Source organism: Micromonospora sp. NBC_00898 (assembly GCF_045207895.1).
Taxonomy (GTDB): Bacteria; Actinomycetota; Actinomycetes; order Mycobacteriales; family Micromonosporaceae; genus Micromonospora.
This window is the reverse complement of sequence record NZ_CP108775.1, coordinates 5,048,991-5,072,929: the sequence shown is the minus strand read 5'-3', so window position 1 is coordinate 5,072,929 and position 23,939 is coordinate 5,048,991. Positions and strand designations below refer to the sequence as shown.

Genomic DNA, 23,939 nt, shown 5'->3' with positions numbered 1-23,939 from the left:
TGTCGATGTCACTACTCCGAAGTAGGTTGTGACCGGTCCGTGACGTGGGTCGGCCGTCATCGTCACGTCCGTCGTGTTAGACGTCGATGTCTGTTGACCGTTCGGCCGATGTGGACCGGCGCTCGTCCCCGGTCCCGACCAGCTCGGGGGCCTGCGGCTGCCGGGGCGCCAGCTCCACCTGCACCGGGGTGGCCAGCTCCTGGTCGGAGACGCCCAGCTCGGCGAGCTTGCGCGCGCTGACCAGCACCCGGGCCTCCAGCGACCCGACCGCCCGGTTGTACGCGGTCACCGCCCCGCCGAGCGACGTACCGAGCTTGCCGACGTGGTCGCCCAGGGTGGACAGCCGCCCGTACAGCTCGCGGGCCAGCGAGTGCACCGCCACCGCGTTGCGTGCCAGCGCCTCCTGCCGCCACGAGTAGGCCACCGTGCGCAGCAGCGCCACCAGGGTGGCCGGCGTCGCCAGCACCACGTTGCGGGCGAAGGCGTGCTCCAGCAGCGTCGGGTCGCGCTGCAACGCCACGTCGAGGAACGGGTCGGCCGGGACGAAGAGCACCACGAACTCCGGCGTCTGGTCGAACGCCGCCCAGTAGGTCTTCGCGGCCAGGGCGTCGACGTGCGCCCGCAGGTGCCGCGCGTGCGCGTCCAGGTGGGTGTCCCGCCCCCGCTCGTCGCGGGCCTCCATCGCCGTCAGGTACGCGTCGAAGGGCGCCTTGGCGTCGACCACCACGCTGCGCCCGCCGTGCAGCCGGACCACCAGGTCGGGGCGGACCCCCTGGTGGTCGGTGGCGGCGGTGACCTGCTCGGAGAAGTCGCAGTGTTCCAGCAGGCCGGCGGCCTCCACGATCCGGCGGAGCTGGTGCTCGCCCCAGCGCCCCCGCACCTGCGGGGCGCGCAGCGCGGCCACCAGCTGTTTGGTCTCGGTGCGCAGCTCGCCGGAGACGGCGCTCATCGACCGGACCTGCTCGCGCAGCTCGGCGTACGCGTCGACCCGGTCGTGCTCCAGCTCGGCGACCCGCTGCTCGTACCGCCGGAGGGTGTCGTGCAGCGGCGCCACCGCCCGGGCGACCGCCTCCTGCGACTGGGCGGTGGCCTCGTAGCTGAGCGCCCGCATCGACTGCTCCAGCCGCCCCTCGCCCGCCCGGGTGGCCTCCAGGGTCGCCTCCAACCGGGCGATCTGGGTGGCGGCGCGGGACCGGGCGGCCAGCCAGCCGACCGCGCCGCCCGCGGCCAGGCAGAGCACCACCACGGCCAGCGTCGCGAAGTCCATGCCCGAGAGCTTGCCAAACGGGTACGACGGGCGCCCGGTGGGTACCTTCGGGGGTATGGAAGTTGCCCTGTGGGTGATCCTGATCCTGATGCTCGGAGGTGCGTTGGTGTTCTGGCGGTGGGGGAGCAGGTCCCGGAGGGCCACCGAGCTGGCCGACGCCCGGGCGGAGGCGCAGCGGTGGTACGAGCGCCTCGGTGGCCAGCTGATGAACCTGCACGGTGACGCGCCGGCGGTGCGTCAGGCGTTGGCCGACGCGGGTGAGCGGTACAACGCCGCCGGGTCCCAGCTGGAGCAGGCACAGACCCCGCACCAGTTCGCGCTGGCCCGGGAGACCGCGCTGGAGGGGCTGGCCTACATCCGGGCGGCCCGCACCGCGCTGGGCATCGACCCGGGCCCGGAGCTGCCGCCGCTGGCCGCCGCGCGGGGTGCCGGCATGCTCACCAAGGAGCGCGAGGTCAACGTGCAGGGGCAGAGCTACCGGGCCGGTCCGCAGCCGGGCAACCAGACGCCCTACTACTACCCGGGCGGTAACTGGCAGGGGCGGCCGGTGCCGGCCGGCTGGTACTCGACGCCGTGGTGGAAGACCGCGCTGGGCACCGGGGCCGGCGTGCTCGGCGGCATCCTGATCGCCGACGCGCTCTTCTCGCCGGCCTTCGCGGACCCTGGCTACGGCTACGAGTCCGGCTACCAGGAGGGCTTCCAGGACGGCGCGGACTACGGCGACAACAACGACGGCGGCGACTACGGCGACCAGGGGGGCGGCGACCAGTTCGCCGGCGATCAGGGTGGCGGCAACTACGCCGGGGACTTCTCCGGCGGCGGCGACTACAGCGGCGGCGGCGGTGACTTCGGTGGGGGCGACTTCGGCGGCGGGGACTTCGGGGGCGGGGACTTCGGGGGCGGCGGCGACTGGTGACGCCGGGGCCGACGGAGTGAGCTGGCCAGTCGGCCGGGGGACCTGGCCGGGACGGCCGGGCCACCGTCCGCCGGCTGGCCGCGTTCGGCACCCGGCACACCCGGTCGTGGATGCCGGGTGGCGGGCATGGGTCCGGGTGGTCGGTTCGAGGTGGCCGGTTCCGGCGGCCGGCTGCGCGACGGGTTGGCGGCGACCGGTGCCGTGACCGCGGGGCAGAAGCCGGTTCAGCGATATGCCTGAGAGGCATACTTATGACTCTCAGGCATATCGCTCACGAGCACGAGCTGCCGCCGACCGGGCGTGATCCGGCCGGGCGTTCAACCCGGTCGGGCGTTCAACCCCGTCGGCCCGGGCGGGGGGCGATCGGATCAGCCGGTGTTGCGCATGCCGGCGGCGATGCCGTTGACGGTGGTCAGCAGCGCCCGCTCCAGCGCCGTGCCGTCGTTGGGGGCGCGGCGGCCGCCCGGCGCGGTGGCCACCGTCCGGCCGGCGGCACCGGACTCGCGGTACTGCTGCAGCAGCGCCACCTGGAGGTGGTGCAGCGGCTCCAGGTAGGTGTCCCGCACCGCCAGGGTGCGCTGGAGCACCGGCGAGTTCTCCAGCAGGGCCGGCGAGGTGGTCACCGCCAGCACCTCCTGCTTGGTCAGCTCGTACTCCTGCTGGATCTTGTCGAAGATCGGGTGCAGCTTCTTTGGCACCAGGGTCTCGACGTACCGGCGGGCGATGCTCAGGTCGGTCTTGGTCAGCATCATCTCGACGTTCGACAGGAACGTGCGGAAGAAGTGCCAGTTGCGGTACATCTCGGCCAGCACGTCCTCCAGCCCGGCCGCCCGCGCGGCGGCCAGCCCGGAGCCGACGCCGAACCAGCCCGGCACGATCTGCCGGGTCTGCGTCCAGCCGAACACCCACGGGATGGCCCGCAGGCCGGCCAGCCCGGCCCCGGTGTTGGGCCGCTTCGCCGGCCGGGAGCCGATGTTCAGCGCGCCCAGCAGCTCCGTCGGAGTGGAGGCCCAGAAGTACGCGGGCAGGTCCGGATCCTCGACCAGCGACCGGTACGACCGGAACGCCGAGGAGGAGACCACGTCCATCGTGGCGTCCCAGCGTTCCAGCATCTCGGCCGGCTGCCGGGGCGCGGTGTGCAGCAACGTCGCCTGGAGCACCGCGGCCACGGTCAGCTCCAGGTTCTCCCGGGCCAGCGCGGGCAGCGTGTACTTGTCGGAGATGACCTCGCCCTGCTCGGTCACCTTGATCGCGCCGTCGAGGGTGCCGTACGGCTGGGCCAGGATCGCGTCGTGGGTGGGTCCGCCGCCGCGCCCCACGGTGCCGCCGCGGCCGTGGAAGAGCCGCAGGTGCACGCCGTGCCGGGCCGCCACGTCGCGTAGCGCGCGCTGGGCCCGGTGGATCGACCACTGGCTGGTGGTGATGCCCGCCTCCTTGTTCGAGTCGGAGTAGCCCAGCATCACCTCCTGCACGTCGCCCCGGGCCGCGACCAGCGCGCGGTAGGCCGGCAGGGACAGCAGCTCGTCGAGCAGTTCGCCGCCGGCGTTCAGCTCGGCCGGGGTCTCCAGCAGCGGCACGATGCCGATCCGGGCCCGGCCGCTGTGCACGTCGACCAGGCCGGCCTCGCGGGCCAGCACCACCGCGGCGAGCACGTCGTCCACGCCCAGGGTCATCGAGATGATGTACGACTCGATCACCTCGGACCCGAACCGGTCCTGCGCCTCCCGGATCGCCCCGAACACGTCGAACGTCTTCTGCGCGCCCTCGGTCAGCGGGGTGTCCAGGGTGGAGAGCGGCCGGCGGCCGGCCAGCTCGTCGGCGAGCAGCTTGGTCCGCTCCAGCCGGGTCAGCGAAGGGTAGTCCGACACCTCGCCCACGGCCGCGTAGAGCTGGGCGAGCACCGCGTGGTGCGCCTCGGCGTGCTCCCGGACGTCCATGGTCGCCAGGTGCAGGCCGAACGCGGAGACCGTACGGATCGTGGAGGCCAGCCGGCCGACGGCGGTGAGCTGCCCGGAGTTGCGGGCCAGCGAGGCGCGCAGCAGCTCCAGGTCGGCGATCAGCTCGGCCGAGCCGCGGTAGTCCCGCCCGGGCACGTGCGGGGTGCCGGCGCGCAGCCGCTCCCGGGTGTTGGCGAGCTTCGCCTTCACGCAGCGGGCCTTGAGCCGGTACGGCTCCTCGGCGTTGACCCGGCGGAACCGGGGCGCCACCTCGGGCAGCGCGTCCAGGTCGGCGGCGAGGCTGGCGGAGAGGTCCAGCGACACCGCGCGCAGCCGGCGGGAGACGGAGACCTCGTTGATCAGGTGCTCCATCGCCGCCTCGGTGGCCGCGATGCCGTGCTCGTGCTGGATCCGCAGCACCTCCCGGGTCACCGCCGGGGTGACGAACGGGTTGCCGTCCCGGTCGCCGCCGATCCAGGTGCCGAAGGTCAGCGGGCGGGACGTCGGCGAGGTCTCCACGCCGAGGGTGCGCAGCGTGTCGGCGAGGTCGTCGAGGACCTGCGGGGCGGCCTCGGCGTACAGGTCGCGCAGGTAGTAGATGGCGTTGCGGGCCTCGTCGGTCGGGTCCGGCCGGTCCAGCCGCAGCTCGTCGGTCTGCCACATCAGGTCCAGCAGCTCGGCCAGGCGCCGGTTGGCCGGGCCCTCGTCGCTGGCCCCGTAGAGGATCGCGTTGGCGGTCTCGTTGTCCAGTTCGTCGGCGATCGCGCGCAGCTTGGACAGGATCGAACGGCGGGCCGCCTCGGTCGGGTGGGCGGTGAAGACCGGGCGGACCGCGAGTCGGCGGGCGGCGGCGGCGATCTCCTCGGCCGGTACCCCGCGCTCGGCGATCATCTTGGCCGCCTGGTCCAGCCAGCCGCCCTGGACGGCCCGGCGGCGGCGCAGGTCGCGGGCCCGGTGCACCTGCTCGGTGATGTTGGCCAGGTGGAAGTAGGTGGAGAAGGCCCGGGCCAGCTTGGTGCCGGTCGTGACGTCGAGGCCGCCGAGGCGCTGGGCGGCGGCCGGGGCGTCGGAGCGGACCTGGGCGCGGATCTCCTCGACCAGGTCGAGCAGCGGGCGGCCTTCCTGCCGGGCGAGGGTCTGCCCGAGCAGCGTGCCGAGGCGGCGGATGTCGGCCCGCAGCGCGGCGTCCGGGCCGTCGTGGTCGTGCTGGTCGGTCACGGTGCGCTCCTTACGTGAGTACGAAGGACAGCGCTGTCCGACTCCCTGGATGGTATCCGCGTCGGCCCCGCCGGAAGGAGGGGGCCGGCGTGATGATCTGCACTCCGGGACGGGTGGGCCGGCTCAGCCATCGGTGGCGGGCTCGCCGGTTCCGGTCGGGCGGGCTCCGGCGGCGCGGCGGGCCTGCCGGTGGGTGTGGAACATCGTGGCGGTGATCAGCCCGAGCACCCCGAGCAGCGCCCAGACCACGAGCCCGGACAGCGTCCAGCCCATCGACCGGCGGTCGAAGTAGACCGCCGACTTGATCTGGTCGGTGGCCAGCCCGGTCACGTTCCACCGGTGCATGCCGCGCAGCCAGCCGGGCAGGAACTCGGGCGCGTAGATGCCGCCGGAGCCGGGGTTGCCGAGCACCACCAGCAGCAGGATCACGATGCCGGTGCCGAGCAGCCCGAGCCAGGCCTGGATGGCGGCGGCGATCATGGCGGCGGCGAAGACGGTCAGCGCGCCGACCGCGGCGACGGCCGGCACGTCGTGGTGCCAGATGTCGAGGACCGGGCCGACGATGGCCGCGCCGACGACACCGAGCACGATCGAGTAGACCGCCAGCGTCGCCACCCGCAGCCCGGCGCGGGGCAGGCTGACCGGGGCGGTGCCGGTCGTCAGGCCGAGCGCGGTGGACGCGAGGTAGCCGCCGAGGACGTAGCCGACCGCCAGATAGAACGGGACCAGCCCGCGCGGGTCGGTCCGCTCGACCGGCACCTCGTCGGTGACCTGGAGTGGCAGGTTCGCCTGCCGGGCCGCCTCGGTGATCACCTGGGTGACCAGTTCGGCGGCGGCCGGGGCGGCGGCGCTGGCGGTGGTGAGGCGCAACCCGTCGCCGGGCCCGGAGCTGAGCACGCCGTACACCTCGCGGGCGGTGAGGCCGTCGCCGGCGGCGTCCGGGTTGTCGTACTCGACCGGCTTGATCTTGTCGGTCCGGGCGCGCACGGCGGCCATCACCGCCTGTGCACGCTGGTTGCCGAGGGCCACCCCGACCGGCACGTCGCGGGGCGTGGGCTGGTGCAGCGCCCCCACGTAGGCCGCGATGAACGCGGTGGCCAGGGCGAGCGTGCCGACCAGCAGCGCCGCGGTACGCGGCAGCCAGTCCCGCACCGCGAGTTCCCGGTCCTCGCCCACGTCGCCAGCCTAGGGTGGCGGTTCGCCCTGGTTATGGGGTTTCGCCGCCCCACGCTGCGGCCGGTGCCAGGCTGACACCATGGCGCGCGAGGACCTGCCGATCCCGGCCGAGGGCATCCTGCTCACCCACTTCGTGGTGGCCGCCGACGTGGCCCGGTCGGCGGCCTTCTACTCCGACGTCCTCGGCGGCACGGTGGTGCGGGAGGGGGAGCCGTCGATGGTCCGGCTGGCCAACAGCTGGGTGATCATCAACGTCGGTGGCGGACCCACCGAGGACAAGCCGGACGTGATCCTGGAGACCCCACCCGACCCGCACCGGACCAGCGCGTTCCTCAACATCCGGGTGGCCGACATCCAGGCCGTGTACGCGGAGTGGACCGCCCGTGGCGCGGTCTTCCTGACCCCGCCGCAGGACCGGGGCAGGGAGATCCGCTGCTATCTGCGCGACCCGGACGGCCACCTGATCGAGGTCGGCCAGACCGTCTGAAAAACCCCTGGCCCGGCTCGGTATCGTCCGAACATGGAGCTGCCCCGCTATCCGTCGAAACCCCGCCCCGGCGACCGGGTCGCCGTGGTCTCGCCCTCCCGCGGCCTGTCGGGCATCTTCCCGCACGTCCACGAGCTGGGGCTGCGCCGGCTGCGCGAGGAGTTCGGCCTGGAGCCGGTGGAGTACCCGACCACCCGGGTGATGGGCGCCGACCCGCGCGACCGGGCCCGGGACCTCACCGCCGCCTTCGCCGACCCGACGATCACCGCCGTGCTCGCCACCGTCGGCGGGGACGACCTGATCACGGTCACCCCGCACCTGGACGACGCGGTGCTGCGGGCCAACCCGAAGCCGTACTTCGGCTACTCCGACAACACCAACGTGCTCAACCACCTGTACCGGCTGGGGATGGTCGCCTACCACGGCGGGTCGGTGCTGGTGCACCTCGGCCGGCCGGGGAAGCCGCACCCGCTGACCTTCGACTCGCTGCGCGCCGCCCTGTTCACCTCCGGCTGGTACGAGCTGGCGCCGGCACCCGAGTGGGGCGACAAGCCCAACCCGTGGGACGAGCCGGAGACGTTGGCCTTCGAGCCGGAGATGCTCCCCGGCGACGGCTGGCGCTGGCGGGGGCCGGCGCGGGTGGTCCAGGGGCGGACCTGGGGTGGCTGCCTGGAGATCCTGCACTGGCTGATGGCGACCGACCGGGTCCCGTCCGCCGCCGAGCTGGCCGGGTCGGTGCTGGTCTTCGAGACCTCCAACGAGCTGCCCACCGCGCAGGAGGTGTTCCGGATCCTGCGGAACATGGGGGAGCGCGGGCTGCTCGCCGGCTTCCCGGCGGTCGTCGTCGGCCGAGCCAAGGCGTGGGACTTCGACCGGCCGCACACGATCGACGAGCGGCGGGCCTGGGCGGACGACCAGCGGGAGGCGGTCACCCGGGTGCTGGCGGACTACGCCGACGAGCCGGTGGTGGTCTTCGACGTCGACCTGGGCCACACCGACCCTCAGCTGATCATCCCGTACGGCGGGGAGATCCGGGTCGACGCGGTCGAGCGCCGCATCTCGGTGCGGTACTGACGCAGGGTCGGCGACCCGGCGGTGTCCGGTCGCCCGGAATGCCGCCGGATCGCGGGCGTGGAAATCAGCCGACGACGGCGAAGGCGCGGACCGGGAAGGTGCCCATGCCGGCCACCCGCGGCGGGGCGGCGGTGAACCGGAAGCCGGTCGGCGGCAGCGCGTCCAGGCCGGTCAGGTGCTCGACGATCGGCACGCCGGCGGCCAGCAGGGCGCTGTGCGCCGGGCGCTCGCCCCGCGTCGCCGGGCTCATGTCGTCGATGTTGATCGAGTCGATGCCGACCAGGGCGGCACCCGCTTCCACCAGAGCGCGCGCCCCGTCGCCGGTCAGGTACGGCGCCTCGGGTGCGCCGTACCGGTCGGTGCCGAAGTGCGCGTCCCAGCCGGTGTGCAGCAGTACCGCCCGCCCGGCCACGTCGTACGGGGCCAGCATCAGCCGGTCCACCGCCCGGGTGCCGGCCGGTACCCGGACCACGATCCCGGGCAGGTCGGCGAGCCGGTCCAGTGGCACGCCGGTCAGGTCGGGCCCGTCCGCCCAGCGGTGGGACGGGGCGTCGAGGTAGGTGCCGGTGTTGGCGATCATGTCGATGCCGGCCACGTGGAACTCGGTCCCCGGGGCGTACTTCGCCCGGGACGCCTCCCGGGTGAGCCAGTCGGTGATCCTCGGCCCGGGCCAGCCCGGCAGGGTGGTCATGCCGTCGGTGATCGCGTGACTCAGCTCGACCAGCCGCCGTGCCGGCGGAGTGTCGGTGGCGACGCCCCGGCCGCCCTTGTGCGGCTCCTCGATGATCGTTCTGCGGTCGATCCGCACCTCGGCGACCATCAGTAGCCCGAGGTGCCGGACGAAGAGCGCGGCCAGTTCGTCGTCGGTGACGTCCCGGCCCGGGACGTCCAGCCGGAACCCCTCCGTCCGCAGCCCGCCACCGTTGGCGAAGGTGACCTCCGCGTCGAACTGCGCCCGATACTGCTCTGCCATGCGGCTAGCCGATCATGGGACGCCGCCCCGGTCAAGATCCAGCCGTGCCGGCGGAACTGAGCAATTTTCTTCAAGAACGGGGGTCGCCCGCGGCCCGAGGATGGAACGCGTCAGCCCGACGGGGCCGCCACGGGACGGCGGCCGGAGCGGGGCACGCGGACCTGTTCGGGGAGGTCCGACGCCCCCGTCGAGCCGCGACGGGCACGCTGGCGGACGTGCCCGATGGAGGTGCCGTACGCCCCCCGTACGGCACCTCCACCGGCCAGGTTCAGTCCGCGAGCAGCCGACGCAGCCGGGCCGGCGGGTGGCCGACCTGGTCGCGTACCACCCGGGTCAGGTGGGCCTGGTCGGCGAAGCCGTACTCGCTGGCCAGCGCCCCGAGCGGACGCGCGTCCGGCTCGGCGAGGGTGTCCAGCACCGCCCGGACCCGCAGCCGGTTCCGGTACGCGGTCAGGCTGCTCCCGGTGACCCGCTGGAACACCCGGCTGAGGTGGTGCGGCGAGGTGCCCACCTCCCGGGCGACCTCCGCCAGGCCGAGGGCGAAGTCCGAGGTGACCAGGACCTCACGGGCCCGGTCGGCGAGGCGGCGGTGCGCGGCCAGCGTCGCCGGACGCCGCCGTACCGCCCGCTCGATCTCGGCCCCGGCGTCCTCCCCGGCGAGCGCGCTGTGCTGGAGCAGTCGGCCCAGGAACCGGTGCAGCCGCTCGGCCATCTCGAACCGGTCCAGGCCGCGCCGGCACTCGGCCACCAGCAGCCGGTGCGCCAGGTCCAGCGAGGCGTCCGAGGAGCCCTCCCAGCCGGTCCGGTCCAGCCACCCGGCCGCGTCCGGCCGGTCCGCCAGCACCTCCCGGTCGATCTCCAGGCAGGTGTACGAGTCCCCACAGCCGTACGGGTGGGCCACCGCCATCTCGTCGCCCGGGCGGGTGATCAGCACGGAGGTGGCGTCGGAGACGCCGGCCCGGCCGTTGAGGCGGTGCTGGTAGGCCCCCGAGCGGCCCAGGACGATCTTGTACCGGTCCTCGGCGGCGGGCTCCGTCCAGCCGTGGTGCTCCACGATGCAGCGCACCTGGTAGATCAGCATCCCGTCTGGGTGGCCGAGCACCCGCCACCGGGCCGGGGTGGTCTTGCGGCGCGGATCGCTGCCGGTCCCCTCAGCGGGCATGTGGTTCCCCCAGGTGTTCGTCGACGGCACGGCGGCCGATCGTCCCCCGGAGAGATAGTGTCGAATCTGCAAACCCCCCGTCCAGACCGGGCGAGGGGTGATCGTCGTGTGCCATCCGCGGGAAGTGATCACTGATGCTCACCGGACTGTTCGCCGCCGCCCTGGCCGACCCGGGCCTGGCCCGGGCGCGTGACCTCGCGCGTTCCGGTGCCGCGCAGGTCGACGGCCTGGACCTCACCGCCCCGGCCGCGCTGCGCCCGTTCGCGGTCGCCGCCGTCGCGGCGGACGAGCCCGCGGGTGGCGCCGGCCGCCCGGTGCTGGCGGTGACCGCCACCAGCCGGGAGGCCGACGACCTCGCCTCTGCGCTGGGCAGCCTGCTACCGGCGGAGCAGGTGGCGGTCTTCCCGTCCTGGGAGACGCTGCCCCACGAGCGGCTCTCCCCGCGGTCCGACACCGTCGGGCGGCGGCTGGCCGTGCTACGCCGGCTGGCCCACCCCGGGTCGGTCGACGCGCACGGGCGTACGGGGCCGCTGCGGGTGGTCGTGGCGCCCGTCCGGTCGCTGCTGCAACCCCAGCTCAAGGGGCTCGGCGACCTGGAGCCGGTGCAGCTCGCCACCGGCGACGAGGCGGACCTGGAGGAGGTCGCCCGCCGGCTCACCGACATGGCGTACGCCCGGGTCGACCTGGTCACCAAGCGGGGCGAGTTCGCCGTCCGTGGCGGCATCCTCGACGTCTTCCCGCCCACCGACGAGCACCCGTCGCGGGTCGAGTTCTGGGGCGACGAGGTGGAGGAGATCCGCACCTTCGCCGTCGCAGACCAGCGGACCATCGAGGGCGTGCCGCAGCTCTGGGCGCCGCCCTGCCGTGAGCTGCTGCTCACCCCGGCGGTCCGGAAGCGGGCCGCCGCCCTGTCCCAGGAGCACCCGGAGCTGGCCGAGATTCTCGACAAGCTCGCCGAGGGCATCCCCGTCGAGGGGATGGAGTCGCTGGTTCCGGCGCTGCTCGGCAACGAGAGCCTGGAGCTGCTGCTGGACTGCATGCCGGCCGGCACCCACGTGCTGCTCTGCGACCCGGAGCGGATCCGCACCCGGGCGCACGACCTGGTGCGTACCTCCGAGGAGTTCCTCCAGGCGAGCTGGGCCGCGGCCGCCGTCGGTGGCCAGGCCCCGGTCGACCTCGGCGCCGCCGCCTTCAAGACCCTGGCCGACGTACGCGCGGTGGCCCGCGCCCTGCGCCAGCCCTGGTGGACCCTCGCCCCGTTCGGCCTGGTCCAGGCGGACGCCACCGCGCCGGCCCGGCAGCCCTGGGAGGACGCGCCGACCGAGGTCGACGTCACCCCCGACGACGCCATCGCGGTGACCCTGGCCGCCCAGCCGGCCCCGCTCTACCACGGCGAGACCGCCCGGTTGGTCGACGACCTGAAGCGCTGGGCCGGCGAGGGCTGGTCCATCGCGCTGGTCTTCGAGGGGCACGGCCCCGCCCAGCGGGCCGTCGAGGTGCTCCGCGACGCCGGCCTCGGCGCCCGGCTCACCGAGCAGGTGCCCACCGCGCCCGCCCCCGGCGAGGTGCTGGTCTCCTGCGGCTGCCTGACCGCCGGCTTCGTCGACGAGGCGTCCCGGTTCGTGCTGCTCACCGGCAACGACGTCACCGGCGGCCGGGGCACCTCCACCCGGGACATGCGCAAGATGCCGAGCCGGCGGCGCAACACCATCGACCCGCTGGAGCTCAAGGCCGGCGACCACGTCGTGCACGAGCAGCACGGCATCGGCCGGTACGTCGAGCTGGTGCAGCGCACCGTCAACGGCGCCTCCCGGGAATACCTGGTCATCGAGTACGCGGCGAGCAAGCGGGGCCAGCCCGGCGACCGGCTCTTCGTCCCCACCGACCAGCTCGACCAGCTCTCCCGCTACGTCGGCGGGGAGCAGCCCACCCTGCACAAGATGGGCGGCTCGGACTGGCAGAAGTCCAAGGCCCGGGCCCGCAAGGCGGTCCGCGAGATCGCCGCCCAGCTGATCCAGCTCTACGCCGCCCGCAAGGCGTCCAAGGGGCACTCGTTCGGCTCGGACACCCCGTGGCAGCGGGAGCTGGAGGACGCCTTCCCCTGGCAGGAGACGCCGGACCAGCTCGCCGCGATCGAGGAGGTCAAGCGGGACATGGAGCAGACCGTCCCGATGGACCGGCTGATCTGCGGCGACGTCGGGTACGGCAAGACCGAGATCGCGGTGCGGGCGGCGTTCAAGGCGGTGCAGGACGGCAAGCAGGTGGCCGTGCTGGTGCCCACCACGCTGCTGGTGCAGCAGCACTACAACACCTTCGCAGAGCGGATGAGCCAGTTCCCGGTGGCGATCAAGCAGCTGTCCCGGTTCCAGACGCCGAAGGAGACCGAGCAGACCCTGGCGATGGCCGCCGACGGCACCGCCGACATCGTCATCGGCACCCACCGGCTACTCCAGGCGGCCACCCGGTTCAAGTCCCTCGGCCTGGTCATCGTCGACGAGGAGCAGCGCTTCGGCGTCGAGCACAAGGAGCACCTGAAGACCATGCGGGCCTCGGTCGACGTGCTGAGCATGTCCGCCACCCCGATCCCGCGCACGCTGGAGATGGCGATCACCGGCATCCGGGAGATGTCCACCATCGCCACCCCGCCGGAGGAGCGGCACCCGGTGCTGACCTTCGTCGGGGCGCACGACGACCGGCAGGTGGCCGCCTCGATCCACCGGGAGCTGCTCCGCGACGGGCAGGTGTTCTACCTGCACAACCGGGTCGAGTCGATCGACCGGGCGGCGCGCCGGATCCGGGAGCTGGTGCCGGAGGCGCGGGTCGCGGTGGCGCACGGCCAGATGGGCGAGGAGGCCCTGGAGAAGGTGATGGTCGGCTTCTGGGAGAAGGAGTTCGACGTCCTGGTCTGCACCACGATCGTGGAGTCCGGCATCGACATCCCGAATGCCAACACGCTGATCGTGGAGCGGGCCGACCTGCTCGGCCTGGCCCAGCTGCACCAGATCCGCGGCCGGGTCGGCCGGGCCCGGGAGCGGGCGTACGCGTACTTCCTCTACCCGCCGGAGAAGCCGCTCACCGAGCACGCGCACGAGCGGCTGGCCACCATCGCCCAGCACACCGAGCTGGGCGCCGGCATGTACGTGGCGATGAAGGACCTGGAGATCCGGGGCGCCGGCAACCTGCTCGGCGGCGAGCAGTCCGGCCACATCGAGGGCGTCGGTTTCGACCTGTACGTCCGGATGGTCGGCGAGGCGGTGTCGGCGTTCAAGGGCGAGCAGCCCGAGGAGGAGACCGACGTCAAGATCGACCTCCCGATCGACGCGCACCTGCCGCACGACTACGTCGGCGTGGAGCGGCTGCGCCTGGAGATGTACCGCAAGCTCGCCGAGGCGCGCGACGAGGAGCGGCTGCGCGAGGTGGTCGCCGAGATGACCGACCGGTACGGCGAGCCGCCCGCCCCGGTGCAGAACCTGGTCGCGGTGGCCCGGTTCCGGCTGCTGGCCCGCCGGTACGGCCTCACCGACGTCTCGATGCAGGGCAAGCACCTCCGGTTCGGCCCGCTGCCGCTGCCCGACTCGAAGCAGCTCCGGCTCAAGCGCTACCACCCGGACTCGGTCTACAAGCAGGCCACCGACCAGGTCAGCGTGCCGCGTCCGAGCACCCGCCGGGTCGGCGGCGAACCGTTGCGCGACCAGGCGCTGTTGGAGTGGTGCGCCCAACTCCTCTCCGACGTGCTGGGCGAGCCGGCGCTGGCCGGCGCGCGGTGAGCGGGCGGGTGGGCGGCGTCACAGCCGCGTGCCGGTCGTGAGAGAGTGGCCGTCATGCGTGCTCGCCGTCTCACCGCCGCCGCCAGCGTCGCGGTCCTCGCTGTGCTCTCCCTCGCCGCCTGCGGGCGGTCCGCGCCGGACGTCGCCGCGTACGTGGGTGACCGGACCTACTCGGTCGACCGGGTGGACGCCATCCACGACGAGGCCCAGGCGACGTTCGAGGAGTCGGTGAAGGCCGCCGCCGCGCAGCAGGGGGCGACCCCGACGCCGGAGCAGCTGAAGCTGAACGTGGACCGGCAGGACATCGTCAATCTGCTGGTCGGCATCGACCTGGGCAAGCGGATCGCCGAGGACAAGAAGGTCCAGGTGCAGGACCAGCTCAGCGCCGAGCAGATCGGCAAGCAGCTGGGCGTGCCGAACACCGAGTACGCGAAGCTCGCCGCCGAGTGGTACGACCTCTACCTGAGCCTGCAGGCAGGGCTGCCGCCGGCCGAGCTGACCGACGACTCGCGCGGCGACCTCTACGCCGCGCTGGTCAAGGCCGGCGTGGCCCCGGCCGGGTGGTCCGCCGACGAGCAGCGCCAGCAGTTCGCGGCGGCCCCGTTCACGCGCCAGGTCTCGGCGGTCAGCGTGGCGCTCCAGGACGAGGTGGCGAAGCTCGACGTCACGGTCAACCCGCGCTTCCCGGCGCTGGAGATCCCGGCGCTGCTGCAGACCCAGAACGGTCTGCAGCAGTACGACCTGCCGTACGTCGACGGCAACGGCCAGGTGACCGACGTCTCCACCCCGGAGCCGGTGGCCACCGGGACGACCGCCCCGGCCGCCTCCTGAGCATGTCCGCGCGGATCGTCCTGCTGGTCACCTCGCCCCGGCTGCCGGCCGGGCTGCTGACCGCGGCAGCCTGGGACGTCGTACGGTCCGCTCCGGTGCTGGCGGGCGCGGAGAGCGCGCTGACCACGGCGGTCCGCTCGGTGGGCGCCGAGGTCACCGTGGTCGAGGCTGGGGCGACCCAGGCGTTGCTGGACGCGGTGGCCGGACACGGCACGGCGGTGTGGCTGGCCGGTCCGGCCGGCGACGAGGCGCTGGCCCGGGAGCTGGGGCTGCGGCTGGCCCGCCAGCCCGGCCTGGCCGAGTTGGAGTTGATGTACGGCTCGTGGGATCCGCCGGGCGCCCGGCTGCTGGACGCGGTCGAGGTGATGGACCGGTTGGCCTCGCCGGGCGGTGACCCGTGGAAGCGGTCGCAGACCCACCGCAGTCTCGCCGGTTTCCTGCTGGAGGAGTGCTACGAGGCGTACGACGCGATCAGCGCCGACGACACCGACGCGCTCCGCGAGGAGCTGGGTGACGTGCTGCTCCAGGTGCTGCTGCACGCCCGGCTGGCGGAGAACCTGCCCGAGGGTGAGCGGTGGAACGTCGACGACGTGGCCGGCACCCTGGTCGACAAGATGGTCCGCCGCAACCCGCACGTCTTCGCCGGTGACGAGGCCGCTTCGCTGGAGGAGATCGAGGCGAACTGGGAGCGGATCAAGCGCGCCGAGAAGGCCCGCGAGTCGGTGCTGGACGGCATCGCGCTGAGCCAGCCCGCTCTCGCCCTGGCCGCCAAGATCCTCGACCGCGCCGCCCGCATCGGCCTGGCCGTCCCCCCACCCCTGGCCGACTCCCAGGTCGACCCCGAGGCCAGGCTGGGCGCCAGCCTCCTGACCACCGTCGCCGCCGCCCGCGAGGCCGGAATAGACCCCGAGGCCGCCCTCCGCCGCACCACCCTCGCCTACGCCGAAGCCGTCCGCACCGCCGAACGCGCCTCCCGCGCCAACCCGTCGAGTTGATCATGAAGTTGTTGTCGTCCGGCACGGCGTGTCGTGACAACAACTTCATGATCAGCTGAGGGGCGGGCCGACGTCGGGGGCGGTCGGTAGGGTCATCCGCATGGAAGCGTTCGTGCCGCTCGCGGAGCGGGTCGTTGAGGCGTTGCTGGAGAGCCGGCCCGGGCTGGCCACGTCGGCTGGCGACCACCGGTACGACGACCGGCTGCCGGACCTCTCCGCCGATGCCGTCGCGGCCGACCAGGGGATGCTCAAGGAGGCCGCCGACGCGCTCTCCGAGATCGACCCGGACTCGCTCGACGTCGAGGAGGGGGTCGACCACGCGCTGCTGGGCAGCCTCGTCGACCGGGCGCTGTTCGAGGCGACGGAGATCCGCGCGCACGAGTGGGACCCGCTGCGGCACAACCCCGGCCCGCTGCTGCACGCGCTGCTCGCCCGCCCGTACGCGCCCGTCGAGGAGCGGCTGACCCACCTCGCCGGGCGGCTGTCGGCCGTACCGGACGCCCTGGCGACCGCGCGTGCGACGCTGCGCGACATGCCCCGGATCCACGCCGAGACGGCGGTCGGGCAGTTCACCGGCACGGCGGCGCTGATCCGCGACGAGGTGCCCCGGCTGCTGGCCGAGGCGCCGGGGCTGCTCGGCCGGATCGAGCCCGCCGCGATCGACGCGATCGCAGCGCTGGAGGAGTTCGTGGCCTGGCTGCGGATGGGCCTGGCCGCCGACGCCGGGCCGGGGCGGGACCCGCGGCTGGGCCGGCGGCGCTGGGAGGCGCGGCTCTGGCACACCCTCGACACCGAGCTGGGCGCCGCCGAGGTGCAGCGCCGGGCCTGGGCCAACCTGGAGCGGGTCACCGCCGAGATCCGCGAGGCGGCCGTCGAGCTGGTCGGCGGCCCGGCCGACGACCGGACGGTACGCCGCGCGCTGGACCTGCTCGCCGCCGAGCACCCGGACGACCAATCCATCGTGGACCTGGCGTCGGTCACCCTGGACGAGGCGAGCGACTTCGTCCGCGCCCACGACCTGATCACCCTGGTCGACGACCCGTGCGTGATCCAGGAGATGCCGGAGTTCGCCCGAGGCGTCGCGGTGGCGTACTGCGACTCGCCGGGTCCGCTGGAGACGGCGGACCTGCCCACGTTCTACTGCATCGCGCCCACCCCGGCGGACTGGCCGGCGCACCGGGTCGAGTCGTTCTACCGGGAGTACAACGACCACATGATCCGCAACCTGACCGTGCACGAGGCGATGCCCGGTCACTTCCTCCAGCTCGCCCACGCCCGCCGGCACGCCGGCCCCACCCGGGTCCGCGCGCTCACCGAGTCCGGGGTGTTCATCGAGGGCTGGGCGGTCTACACCGAGGAGCTGATGGCCGGCCTCGGCTTCGGCGGCCTGCCGGTGCGGCTGCAGCAGCTCAAGATGCAGCTGCGGATGACCATCAACGCGCTGCTCGACCAGCTCGTGCACTGCGAGGACCTGCCCGAGGCCGAGGCGATGGCGCTGATGACCGGGCGCGGTTTCCAGGAGGAGGGAGAGGCGGCCGGCAAGTGGCGCCGGGCGCTGCTCACCTCGACCCAGCTCTCCACCTACTTCGTCGGGTACAGCGAGGTGGCGGACATCGCCGCGGCCCGCCCGGACGGGGTCTCGGTCCGGGACTGGCACGACGCGATGCTGGCGCACGACTGCCCGCCGCCCCGACACCTGCGCACCCTGCTGGGCGTGTAGGGAAGGGCCCCTTCTCACCCCTCAGCGGGTGCTGAAGCGCTCCGCTCGGCGGTGGGTGCGCCGCCGCCGCACCACCTCCGGCGGGCGGCGGGTCGGGCGCAGCAGGTCGGAGGAGGCGAACAGGGCCCGCTTGGTGACCTCCACCAGCGCCAGGTACGCCACCACCAGCCCGACCAGCACCGCCAGGAAGCCGATCGGCAGCGGTTGGAAGCCGAGCGGCCCGGCCACCGGCAGGTACGGGATCAGCCAGGCCACCGCCACCGCGGCCGCCGCGGCGGCGAGCAGCGGACGGCTGGGCCGGCTGCGCCAGAACGGGCTGGTGTGGGTGCGGATGACGAAGACCACCAGCGTCTGGGTCGCCAGCGACTCGACGAACCAGCCGGTGCGGAACTCCACCGGGCCGGCGTGCAGCGCGCTGAGCAGCAGCGCGAAGGTGAGGAAGTCGAAGAGCGACGAGAGCGGCCCGAAGGTGAGCATGAACCGGCGGATCTCCCGCAGGTCCCAGTGCGCCGGCCGGGCGAGCTGATCGGCGTCCACCTGGTCGGTGGGGATGGCCACCTGGCTCAGGTCGTAGATCAGGTTGTTGAGCAGGATCTGCGACGGCAGCATCGGCAGGAACGGCAGGAAGGCCGACGCCGCGGCCGCGCTGAACATGTTGCCGAAGTTGCTGGACGTGCCCATCAGCACGTACTTGATGGTGTTGGCGAAGATCCGCCGGCCCTCGGTGACCCCGTCGGCGAGCACGTCGAGGTCCTTGGCCAGCAGCAGCACGTCGGCCGCGTCCCGGGCCACGTCGGTGCCGGTGTCGACGGAGATGCCGATGTCGGCGGCGTGCAGGGCGAGCGCGTCGTTGACCCCGTCGCCGAGGAACGCCACGTCCCGTCCGGCGGCCCGCTGGGCGTGGACGATCCGGGCCTTGTCCTCCGGGGAGACCCGGGCGAAGACGGTGGTCCGCCCGATCGCCCCGGGCAGCGCGGCGTCGTCCAGCGCGGCCAGGTCCGCGCCGGTCAGCACCCCGGCCACCGGCAGGCCGAGCTGCTCGCAGACCCGGACCGCCACCGCCGGGTGGTCGCCCGTGATCACCTTGACGGTGACGCCGAGGCCGGCGAGCCGGTCCAGGGCCGCCCGGGCGTCCGGCTTCGGCGGGTCGAGGAAGACCAGCAGGCCGGCGAAAGAGAGGTCGCGTTCGTCGTCCGGGCCGAGCGCGGTCAGCCCGGGCGCGGGGCGGCGGGCCACCGCGACCACCCGGCCGCCGCCGGCCAGCCGCTCGTCGAGCACCGCCCGCGCGGCCTCGGGTACGTCGTGGCAGAGCGCCAGCACCTCCTCGGCCGCGCCCTTGGTGACCAGGGTCCGCCCGTCCGGGCCGTCGACCAGCACGCTCACCCGCCTCCGTCGGTGGTCGAAGGGGAGCAGCGCCACCCGCCGGTACGCGGACACCGGCTGTCCCGCCGCGCCGGGCGCCGCCCAGAGCGCCTGGTCCATCGGGTTGCCGTCCCCGCCCGAGGTCGCCTCGTTGGCGAGCAGCCCGGCCAACAGCGGGGCGTCGTCGGGGCACCCGTTCGGGCCGAGCGTCTCGGCGAGGCTGAGCCGCCCGTCGGTGAGCGTGCCGGTCTTGTCGGTGAAGAGCACCTCGACATTGCCCAGGTCCTCCACGCAGACCAGGCGTTTCACCAGCACCCGCCGCCGGGACAGGTTGCGGGTGCCCGCCGCCAGGCTGGCCGTGACGATGGCGGGGAGCAGTTGCGGGGTGATGCCCACCGCGATGGCCAGGCTGAACAGCACCGCGTCGATCACCGGCCGGTGCAGCACCAGGTTGATCACGAAGATCACGGCGGTCAGCACGCCCGCCACCCGGGCCAGCATCAGCGAGAAGCGGCGCAGCCCGCGCTGGAACTCCGTCTCGCCCTGCCGCTCGCCGAGCCCCACCGCGATCCGCCCGAACGCGGTGTGCCCGGCGGTGGCCACCACCACGCCGACGCCCGAGCCGGCCCGGACCACGGTGCCCATCAGCGCGCAGGAGGCCAGGTCGTCCAGGGGCGTGCCGGCCGGCACCGGGGCGGGGTCCTTCGCCACCGCCGCCGATTCGCCGGTCAGCACCGACTCCTCGCACTCCAGCCGGTGCGCCTCGGTGAGCCGCAGGTCGGCCGGGACGACCATGCCCAGGTCGAGCCGCACCAGGTCGCCGGGGACCAGCTCGACCACGTCGACCACCTCGGTCCGGCCGGCCCGGACGACCGGCGCGGTGTGCCGGACCCGGTCGTGCAGCGCCGCGCCGGCCCGCTCCGCCCGGTACTCGTTGACGAAGCCGAACCCGACGCTGACCGCCAGGATCACCCCGATCACCAGGGCGTCGGTGCGCTCCCCGACGAAGTAGGAGACGGCCGCCGCGACCAGCAGCAGACCGAGCAGCGCGGAACGGAACTGGCGGACCAGCACGGCGAGGGCGGAGACCCGGTGGGTCCGCACGGCGTTCGGGCCGAGTCGGGACCGGCGCCGGAGCACCTCCTCGGGGGCGAGGCCGTCGGCGCCGCCGCCGAGGGCGGCGAGCACCCGGTCGACCGGAAGGCTCCCGGCCGCGGTGACCGGGAGCCAGCCCTCGTCCCGTACCGCCTCGGCTCCGCGCACCGCCACCGTTCCCACCGACCGGGTCCCCTCCCCATTGCCCACCCGGGCCTGACCGCCCCGGCCAGCATCCGTCGCAACCGGGCCGCCGGTTCAGGGCCGTCCGGCCCCCACCGCGGGGAAGGAAGGTCCGTCGTGGGTCAGGGCCGCGGGCGGGCGGCGACGGCGTCGATCAGCCAGCGCGAGATCGAGTACGCGGGCGGCAGCTCCGCCGGCAGCGCGTCCAGCGGGAACCAGCGGGCCTCGCTGAGCTCCTTCGCGTCCACCACCGGCTCGGCGGCCGGGTCGGTGGCGGTGGTGGTGAAGCCGGCCAGCAGCGTCCCCGGGCCGGACATCGCCCACGGTTGGCTGCCGAAGTAGGTCGGCTCGGCGATCGCCAGGCCCACCTCCTCGCCGACCTCGCGGTGGGCGGCCGCCTCCAGCGACTCGCCGGCCTCCACGAAGCCGGCGACCAGCGCCCACAGCTCCGTCGGGCCGTAGGTGTGCCGGACCAGCAGCAGTTCGTCGACGCCGCCGGGTCGGGGGCGGGTGATCGCGACCAGCACCGCGGCGGAGAGCGGCATCGGCACGTACAGGTCGCAGCCGGGGCAGCGCCGGGCGGTCTCGCCGGGCACATCGGCCAGTTCGGTCCGACAGGCCCCGCACCACCGGTGCGTACGCCGCCAGGTCACCACGGCCAGCGCCCGCCCGGCGAGCGTCGCGAGGGGTTCGGGCAGGTCGGCGGCGAGCTCGCGCCAGCTCCGCCAGCGCCCCGGCAGGTCCCGCTCGTCGGCCACCTCGGCCGCCCAGGCCGGTACGCCGTCCAGCGTCCCCACCGGCACCCAGCCGAAGCCGGCGGGCAGGTCACCGACGCTGGGGAAGCGCCCGTCCCGGCCGGTCAGCAGCCGGCGCCCGGCGACCGGCAGCGCGATGTCGGCGGGAGCGGGCGGGGCGCTGCCGTCCGCGCCCGGGACGAACCCGCCCCGGGCGGTCACGACGTCGTCGAGCGGCGGCGGTCCACCACGCCCGCGCCGGCCGGCACGTCGAAGGCGGCCGGGTCGACCGTCTCGGTGTAGCCGGTCAGGGTCACCTCCGCCGGCTTGCCGTTCAGGGTGCCGGTGAAGCTGCCCAGCACGCCCTCGGTGGTGACACAGGCGGCGAACCGGTCGCCGGACCTGGTGACGTCGACGCAGGTGGCGTGGTGTCCGGCGAGCGTGGTGTCGCTCTGCCCGATGGTCGCCTCCGGGTCGAGGGCGGCCTGCGTGAGCAGCCGGATCACGGCCGGCGGGGTGACCAGGCCGAGCTTGCCGGCCTCCGTGTAGGCGGCGACCGACGGCTTGCCGGCGGTCAGCACCGGGGGCAGCACGGTGCACGAGGTCCGGCCGCCGGCCGTCGCGCACCGGGTGAGCGCCTCCTGGGTCACCGTGATCTTGCCCGCCGGCCAGGTGTACGCCGACCGGAGCGGGTCCTCCGTCTGGGCGATCGAGGCGGTCTGCCCACCGGTGAGCTGGTAGTCGGCGGCCCAGGTCTGCTCCAGGGCCCGGTCCATCCGGGCGGTCAGGTCGTTGACCAGGTCGGCGCGCCCGAGGGCCTGTCCGGCGTCGTCGAGCGCCTGACAGCCGGTCACCGTGAGCGACGCGATGACCGAGGCGGCGAGCACGCGGAGGGTGGTCGAGGCGGCGGGCATGTCGCCCAGCCTTGTCGATGGGGGCAACCTCTCGCAAACCCGTTGCCGGTTGACGCCCGAGAATCCGGGAATGTCCGTCCGATACGCTGCGTTCAACACCTGCCTCAGCCGCACCGTCGCGGCCCATACCGGACCGGAACACACAAACGAGGAGCGACTCAGTGGCAACCATCGAGGGAATCGTCGCCCGGGAGATTCTGGACTCACGGGGCAACCCGACGGTCGAGGTCGAGGTCGGGCTCGACGACGGCACGATCGCCCGCGCCGCCGTGCCCTCCGGCGCCTCCACCGGCGCCTTCGAGGCGATCGAGCTGCGCGACGGTGACGCGGACCGCTACCAGGGCAAGGGCGTCGAGAAGGCCGTCTCGAACATCGAGGACAAGATCGTCGACCAGCTCATCGGGTACGAGGCCAGCGAGCAGCGGCTGATCGACCAGAAGATGCTCGACCTCGACGGCACCGACAACAAGGCCGAGCTGGGCGCCAACGCCATCCTCGGCGTCTCGCTGGCGGTCGCGAAGGCCGCCGCGGGCAGCGCCGAGCTGAGCCTCTTCCGCTACCTGGGTGGCCCGAACGCGCACCTGCTCCCGGTGCCGATGATGAACATCCTCAACGGTGGCGCGCACGCCGACTCCAACGTCGACGTCCAGGAGTTCATGATCGCGCCGATCGGGGCGCCCAGCTTCCGGGAGGCGCTGCGCTCCGGCGCCGAGGTCTACCACGCGCTGAAGTCGGTGCTGAAGAAGAAGGGCCTGTCCACGGGCCTCGGCGACGAGGGCGGCTTCGCGCCGAACCTGCCCACCAACGCCGCCGCGCTGGATCTGATCGCCGAGGCGGTGGAGAAGGCCGGCTACCGGCTCGGCACCGACATCGTCTTCGCCCTGGACGTGGCCGCCACGGAGTTCTTCGACAACGGCACGTACACCTTCGAGGGCAGCGCGAAGTCCGCCGAGGAGATGAGCAACTACTACACCAAGCTCATCGGCGACTACCCGATCGTCTCCATCGAGGACCCGCTGTCCGAGGACGACTGGAGCGGCTGGGCCACCCTGACCGCGGCGGTCGGCGACCGGATCCAGATCGTCGGCGACGACCTCTTCGTCACCAACCCGCAGCGGATCGCCCGCGGCATCGCCGAGAAGGCCGCCAACGCGGTGCTGGTGAAGGTCAACCAGATCGGTTCGCTGACCGAGACCCTGGACGCGGTCGACCTGGCCCACCGGGCCGGCTTCAAGTGCATGATGAGCCACCGGTCCGGCGAGACCGAGGACACCACCATCGCCGACCTGGCGGTGGCCACCGGCTGCGGCCAGATCAAGACCGGCGCCCCGGCCCGCTCCGACCGGGTCGCCAAGTACAACCAGCTCCTGCGCATCGAGGAGGAGCTGGCCGACGCGGCGCGGTACGCCGGTGCGGGCGCGTTCCCGCGTTACCGTTCGGCCTGAGCGCGTAGCTCCGGGGGAGGGGTGTGACGATGCAGCAGCGCCGCACACCGGGTGGTCAGCGTCCCGTCCGCCGGCCCGGTCAGGCCGGCCGGGCGGGCGGGGCCCGGGCCCGGTCGTCGGCCCGCGAGGGTGGCGTCCGCGCCGAGCCGCGCGGCGCCGCCGGCCGGTCGCCCGGCGCGGCCCGGGCCGCCGAGGGCGTACGCTCCGCGAGCCGGCCCGCCGCCGCCCGGCGTACGGCTGCCGGCGGCACCGTCAAGCGGCTCTCCGCACCCCAACCCCGGCGCTTCACCGGGCGGGCCACCGTGCTGTTCGCGGTGTTGATCGCGCTCGCCCTGGCCTACACCTACCCGGTCCGGGTGTACCTGGACCAGCAGGCCGACATCGAGCGGATGGAGGCGTCCCAGGCCGACCAGCGCCGGCGGATCGAGGACCTCTCGGCCGAGGCGGCCAAGTGGCAGGACCCGGCGTACATCGAGACGCAGGCCCGGGAGCGGTTCTTCATGGGCAAGCCGGGGGAGACGCTGCTGGTGGTGCTCTCCGACCCGGAGGGCGCCGCCAAGGACGCCGGCAAGGGCGCGAAGCCGGGGCCGCCGAAGGCGCCCGATCCCTGGTACGACACGCTGTGGTCGAGCGTGCAGGCGGCCAACGCCGAGCGCCCCGACAAGTGAGCACCACCGCAGCAC

17 protein-coding genes are annotated in these 23,939 nt (G+C 73.8%); 9 read left to right on the top strand and 8 right to left on the bottom strand.

Features of this window, described 5'->3' with window-relative positions:
- Positions 1-76 precede the first annotated feature (76 nt).
- Positions 77-1,267, bottom strand: a complete 1,191-nt coding sequence (locus OG799_RS24585) for a DNA recombination protein RmuC (RefSeq protein ID WP_406037939.1) — start codon at positions 1,265-1,267, stop codon at positions 77-79.
- A gap of 55 nt (positions 1,268-1,322) precedes the next feature.
- Here OG799_RS24585 and OG799_RS24580 point away from each other — a divergent pair, with 55 nt between their 5' ends.
- Positions 1,323-2,183 carry a hypothetical protein gene (locus tag OG799_RS24580; RefSeq protein WP_406037937.1) on the top strand — a complete coding sequence of 287 codons (861 nt, stop codon included), beginning with the start codon at positions 1,323-1,325 and terminating at the stop codon, positions 2,181-2,183.
- A 368-nt stretch (positions 2,184-2,551) separates the two neighbouring features.
- Here the strand turns inward: OG799_RS24580 and ppc are convergent, their stop codons facing one another.
- Both ppc and OG799_RS24570 read right to left on the bottom strand, forming a co-directional pair.
- Positions 2,552-5,338, bottom strand: coding sequence for a phosphoenolpyruvate carboxylase (ppc, locus tag OG799_RS24575; RefSeq protein ID WP_406037935.1), 2,787 nt, complete (start codon positions 5,336-5,338; stop codon positions 2,552-2,554).
- 123 nt (positions 5,339-5,461) lie between these two features.
- Positions 5,462-6,514: a hypothetical protein gene (locus tag OG799_RS24570; RefSeq protein ID WP_406037933.1), complete on the bottom strand. Its 1,053-nt coding sequence runs from the start codon at positions 6,512-6,514 to the stop codon at positions 5,462-5,464.
- A gap of 79 nt (positions 6,515-6,593) precedes the next feature.
- Between OG799_RS24570 and OG799_RS24565 the strand changes: the two genes are divergently transcribed.
- The gene (locus OG799_RS24565; RefSeq protein ID WP_406037931.1) at positions 6,594-7,001 is read left to right on the top strand and encodes a VOC family protein; all 408 of its coding nucleotides are present in this window, start codon (positions 6,594-6,596) and stop codon (positions 6,999-7,001) included.
- A 33-nt stretch (positions 7,002-7,034) separates the two neighbouring features.
- Positions 7,035-8,075, top strand: coding sequence for a S66 peptidase family protein (locus OG799_RS24560; protein ID WP_406037929.1), 1,041 nt, complete (start codon positions 7,035-7,037; stop codon positions 8,073-8,075).
- A 64-nt stretch (positions 8,076-8,139) separates the two neighbouring features.
- On the opposite strand, the gene OG799_RS24555 is transcribed toward OG799_RS24560, so the two are convergent.
- Both OG799_RS24555 and OG799_RS24550 read right to left on the bottom strand, forming a co-directional pair.
- Entirely contained in the window at positions 8,140-9,048 is a 909-nt protein-coding gene (locus OG799_RS24555; RefSeq protein WP_406037927.1) for a cyclase family protein, read from the bottom strand.
- Positions 9,049-9,316: 268 nt separating this feature from the next.
- Positions 9,317-10,210 carry a helix-turn-helix domain-containing protein gene (locus OG799_RS24550; protein WP_406037925.1) on the bottom strand — a complete coding sequence of 298 codons (894 nt, stop codon included), beginning with the start codon at positions 10,208-10,210 and terminating at the stop codon, positions 9,317-9,319.
- Between the two features lie 134 nt (positions 10,211-10,344).
- On the opposite strand from OG799_RS24550, the gene mfd reads away from it, so the two are divergent.
- From mfd to OG799_RS24530, 4 genes are all read left to right on the top strand, one after another.
- Positions 10,345-13,977 carry a transcription-repair coupling factor gene (gene mfd, locus OG799_RS24545; protein WP_406037923.1) on the top strand — a complete coding sequence of 1,211 codons (3,633 nt, stop codon included), beginning with the start codon at positions 10,345-10,347 and terminating at the stop codon, positions 13,975-13,977.
- Positions 13,978-14,031: 54 nt separating this feature from the next.
- Positions 14,032-14,808, top strand: a complete 777-nt coding sequence (locus OG799_RS24540) for a hypothetical protein (protein ID WP_406037921.1) — start codon at positions 14,032-14,034, stop codon at positions 14,806-14,808.
- A gap of 2 nt (positions 14,809-14,810) precedes the next feature.
- Positions 14,811-15,803, top strand: coding sequence for a nucleoside triphosphate pyrophosphohydrolase (locus OG799_RS24535; protein WP_406037919.1), 993 nt, complete (start codon positions 14,811-14,813; stop codon positions 15,801-15,803).
- Positions 15,804-15,903: 100 nt separating this feature from the next.
- Positions 15,904-17,523 (top strand): DUF885 domain-containing protein, encoded by a 1,620-nt coding sequence (locus tag OG799_RS24530; RefSeq protein ID WP_406037917.1) that lies wholly within the window; start codon positions 15,904-15,906, stop codon positions 17,521-17,523.
- 21 nt (positions 17,524-17,544) lie between these two features.
- On the opposite strand, the gene mgtA is transcribed toward OG799_RS24530, so the two are convergent.
- From mgtA to OG799_RS24515, 3 genes are all read right to left on the bottom strand, one after another.
- Complete coding sequence (gene mgtA, locus OG799_RS24525) at positions 17,545-20,154, bottom strand: magnesium-translocating P-type ATPase (protein WP_406037915.1); 2,610 nt, start codon at positions 20,152-20,154, stop codon at positions 17,545-17,547.
- 131 nt (positions 20,155-20,285) lie between these two features.
- Positions 20,286-21,119, bottom strand: a complete 834-nt coding sequence (locus tag OG799_RS24520) for an NAD(+) diphosphatase (protein ID WP_406037913.1) — start codon at positions 21,117-21,119, stop codon at positions 20,286-20,288.
- Positions 21,116-21,811, bottom strand: a complete 696-nt coding sequence (locus tag OG799_RS24515; RefSeq protein ID WP_406037911.1) for a hypothetical protein — start codon at positions 21,809-21,811, stop codon at positions 21,116-21,118. The genes OG799_RS24520 and OG799_RS24515 overlap by 4 nt, the downstream gene beginning before the upstream one ends.
- 161 nt (positions 21,812-21,972) lie before the next feature.
- Between OG799_RS24515 and eno the strand changes: the two genes are divergently transcribed.
- Together eno and OG799_RS24505 are read left to right on the top strand one after the other, a co-directional pair.
- Positions 21,973-23,256: a phosphopyruvate hydratase gene (gene eno, locus OG799_RS24510; protein ID WP_406037909.1), complete on the top strand. Its 1,284-nt coding sequence runs from the start codon at positions 21,973-21,975 to the stop codon at positions 23,254-23,256.
- Between the two features lie 29 nt (positions 23,257-23,285).
- Positions 23,286-23,924 carry a septum formation initiator family protein gene (locus tag OG799_RS24505; RefSeq protein ID WP_406037907.1) on the top strand — a complete coding sequence of 213 codons (639 nt, stop codon included), beginning with the start codon at positions 23,286-23,288 and terminating at the stop codon, positions 23,922-23,924.
- Positions 23,925-23,939 lie beyond the last annotated feature (15 nt).

Coding starts and splice junctions, on each gene's coding strand:
- OG799_RS24585 (WP_406037939.1), bottom strand. CDS start 1,267: ATGGACTTCGCGACGCTGGCCGTGGTGGTGCTCTGCCTGGCCGCGGGC.
- OG799_RS24580 (WP_406037937.1), top strand. CDS start 1,323: ATGGAAGTTGCCCTGTGGGTGATCCTGATCCTGATGCTCGGAGGTGCG.
- OG799_RS24565 (WP_406037931.1), top strand. CDS start 6,594: ATGGCGCGCGAGGACCTGCCGATCCCGGCCGAGGGCATCCTGCTCACC.
- OG799_RS24560 (WP_406037929.1), top strand. CDS start 7,035: ATGGAGCTGCCCCGCTATCCGTCGAAACCCCGCCCCGGCGACCGGGTC.
- OG799_RS24555 (WP_406037927.1), bottom strand. CDS start 9,048: ATGGCAGAGCAGTATCGGGCGCAGTTCGACGCGGAGGTCACCTTCGCC.
- OG799_RS24550 (WP_406037925.1), bottom strand. CDS start 10,210: ATGCCCGCTGAGGGGACCGGCAGCGATCCGCGCCGCAAGACCACCCCG.
- mfd (WP_406037923.1), top strand. CDS start 10,345: ATGCTCACCGGACTGTTCGCCGCCGCCCTGGCCGACCCGGGCCTGGCC.
- OG799_RS24540 (WP_406037921.1), top strand. CDS start 14,032: ATGCGTGCTCGCCGTCTCACCGCCGCCGCCAGCGTCGCGGTCCTCGCT.
- OG799_RS24535 (WP_406037919.1), top strand. CDS start 14,811: ATGTCCGCGCGGATCGTCCTGCTGGTCACCTCGCCCCGGCTGCCGGCC.
- OG799_RS24530 (WP_406037917.1), top strand. CDS start 15,904: ATGGAAGCGTTCGTGCCGCTCGCGGAGCGGGTCGTTGAGGCGTTGCTG.
- OG799_RS24515 (WP_406037911.1), bottom strand. CDS start 21,811: ATGCCCGCCGCCTCGACCACCCTCCGCGTGCTCGCCGCCTCGGTCATC.
- OG799_RS24505 (WP_406037907.1), top strand. CDS start 23,286: ATGCAGCAGCGCCGCACACCGGGTGGTCAGCGTCCCGTCCGCCGGCCC.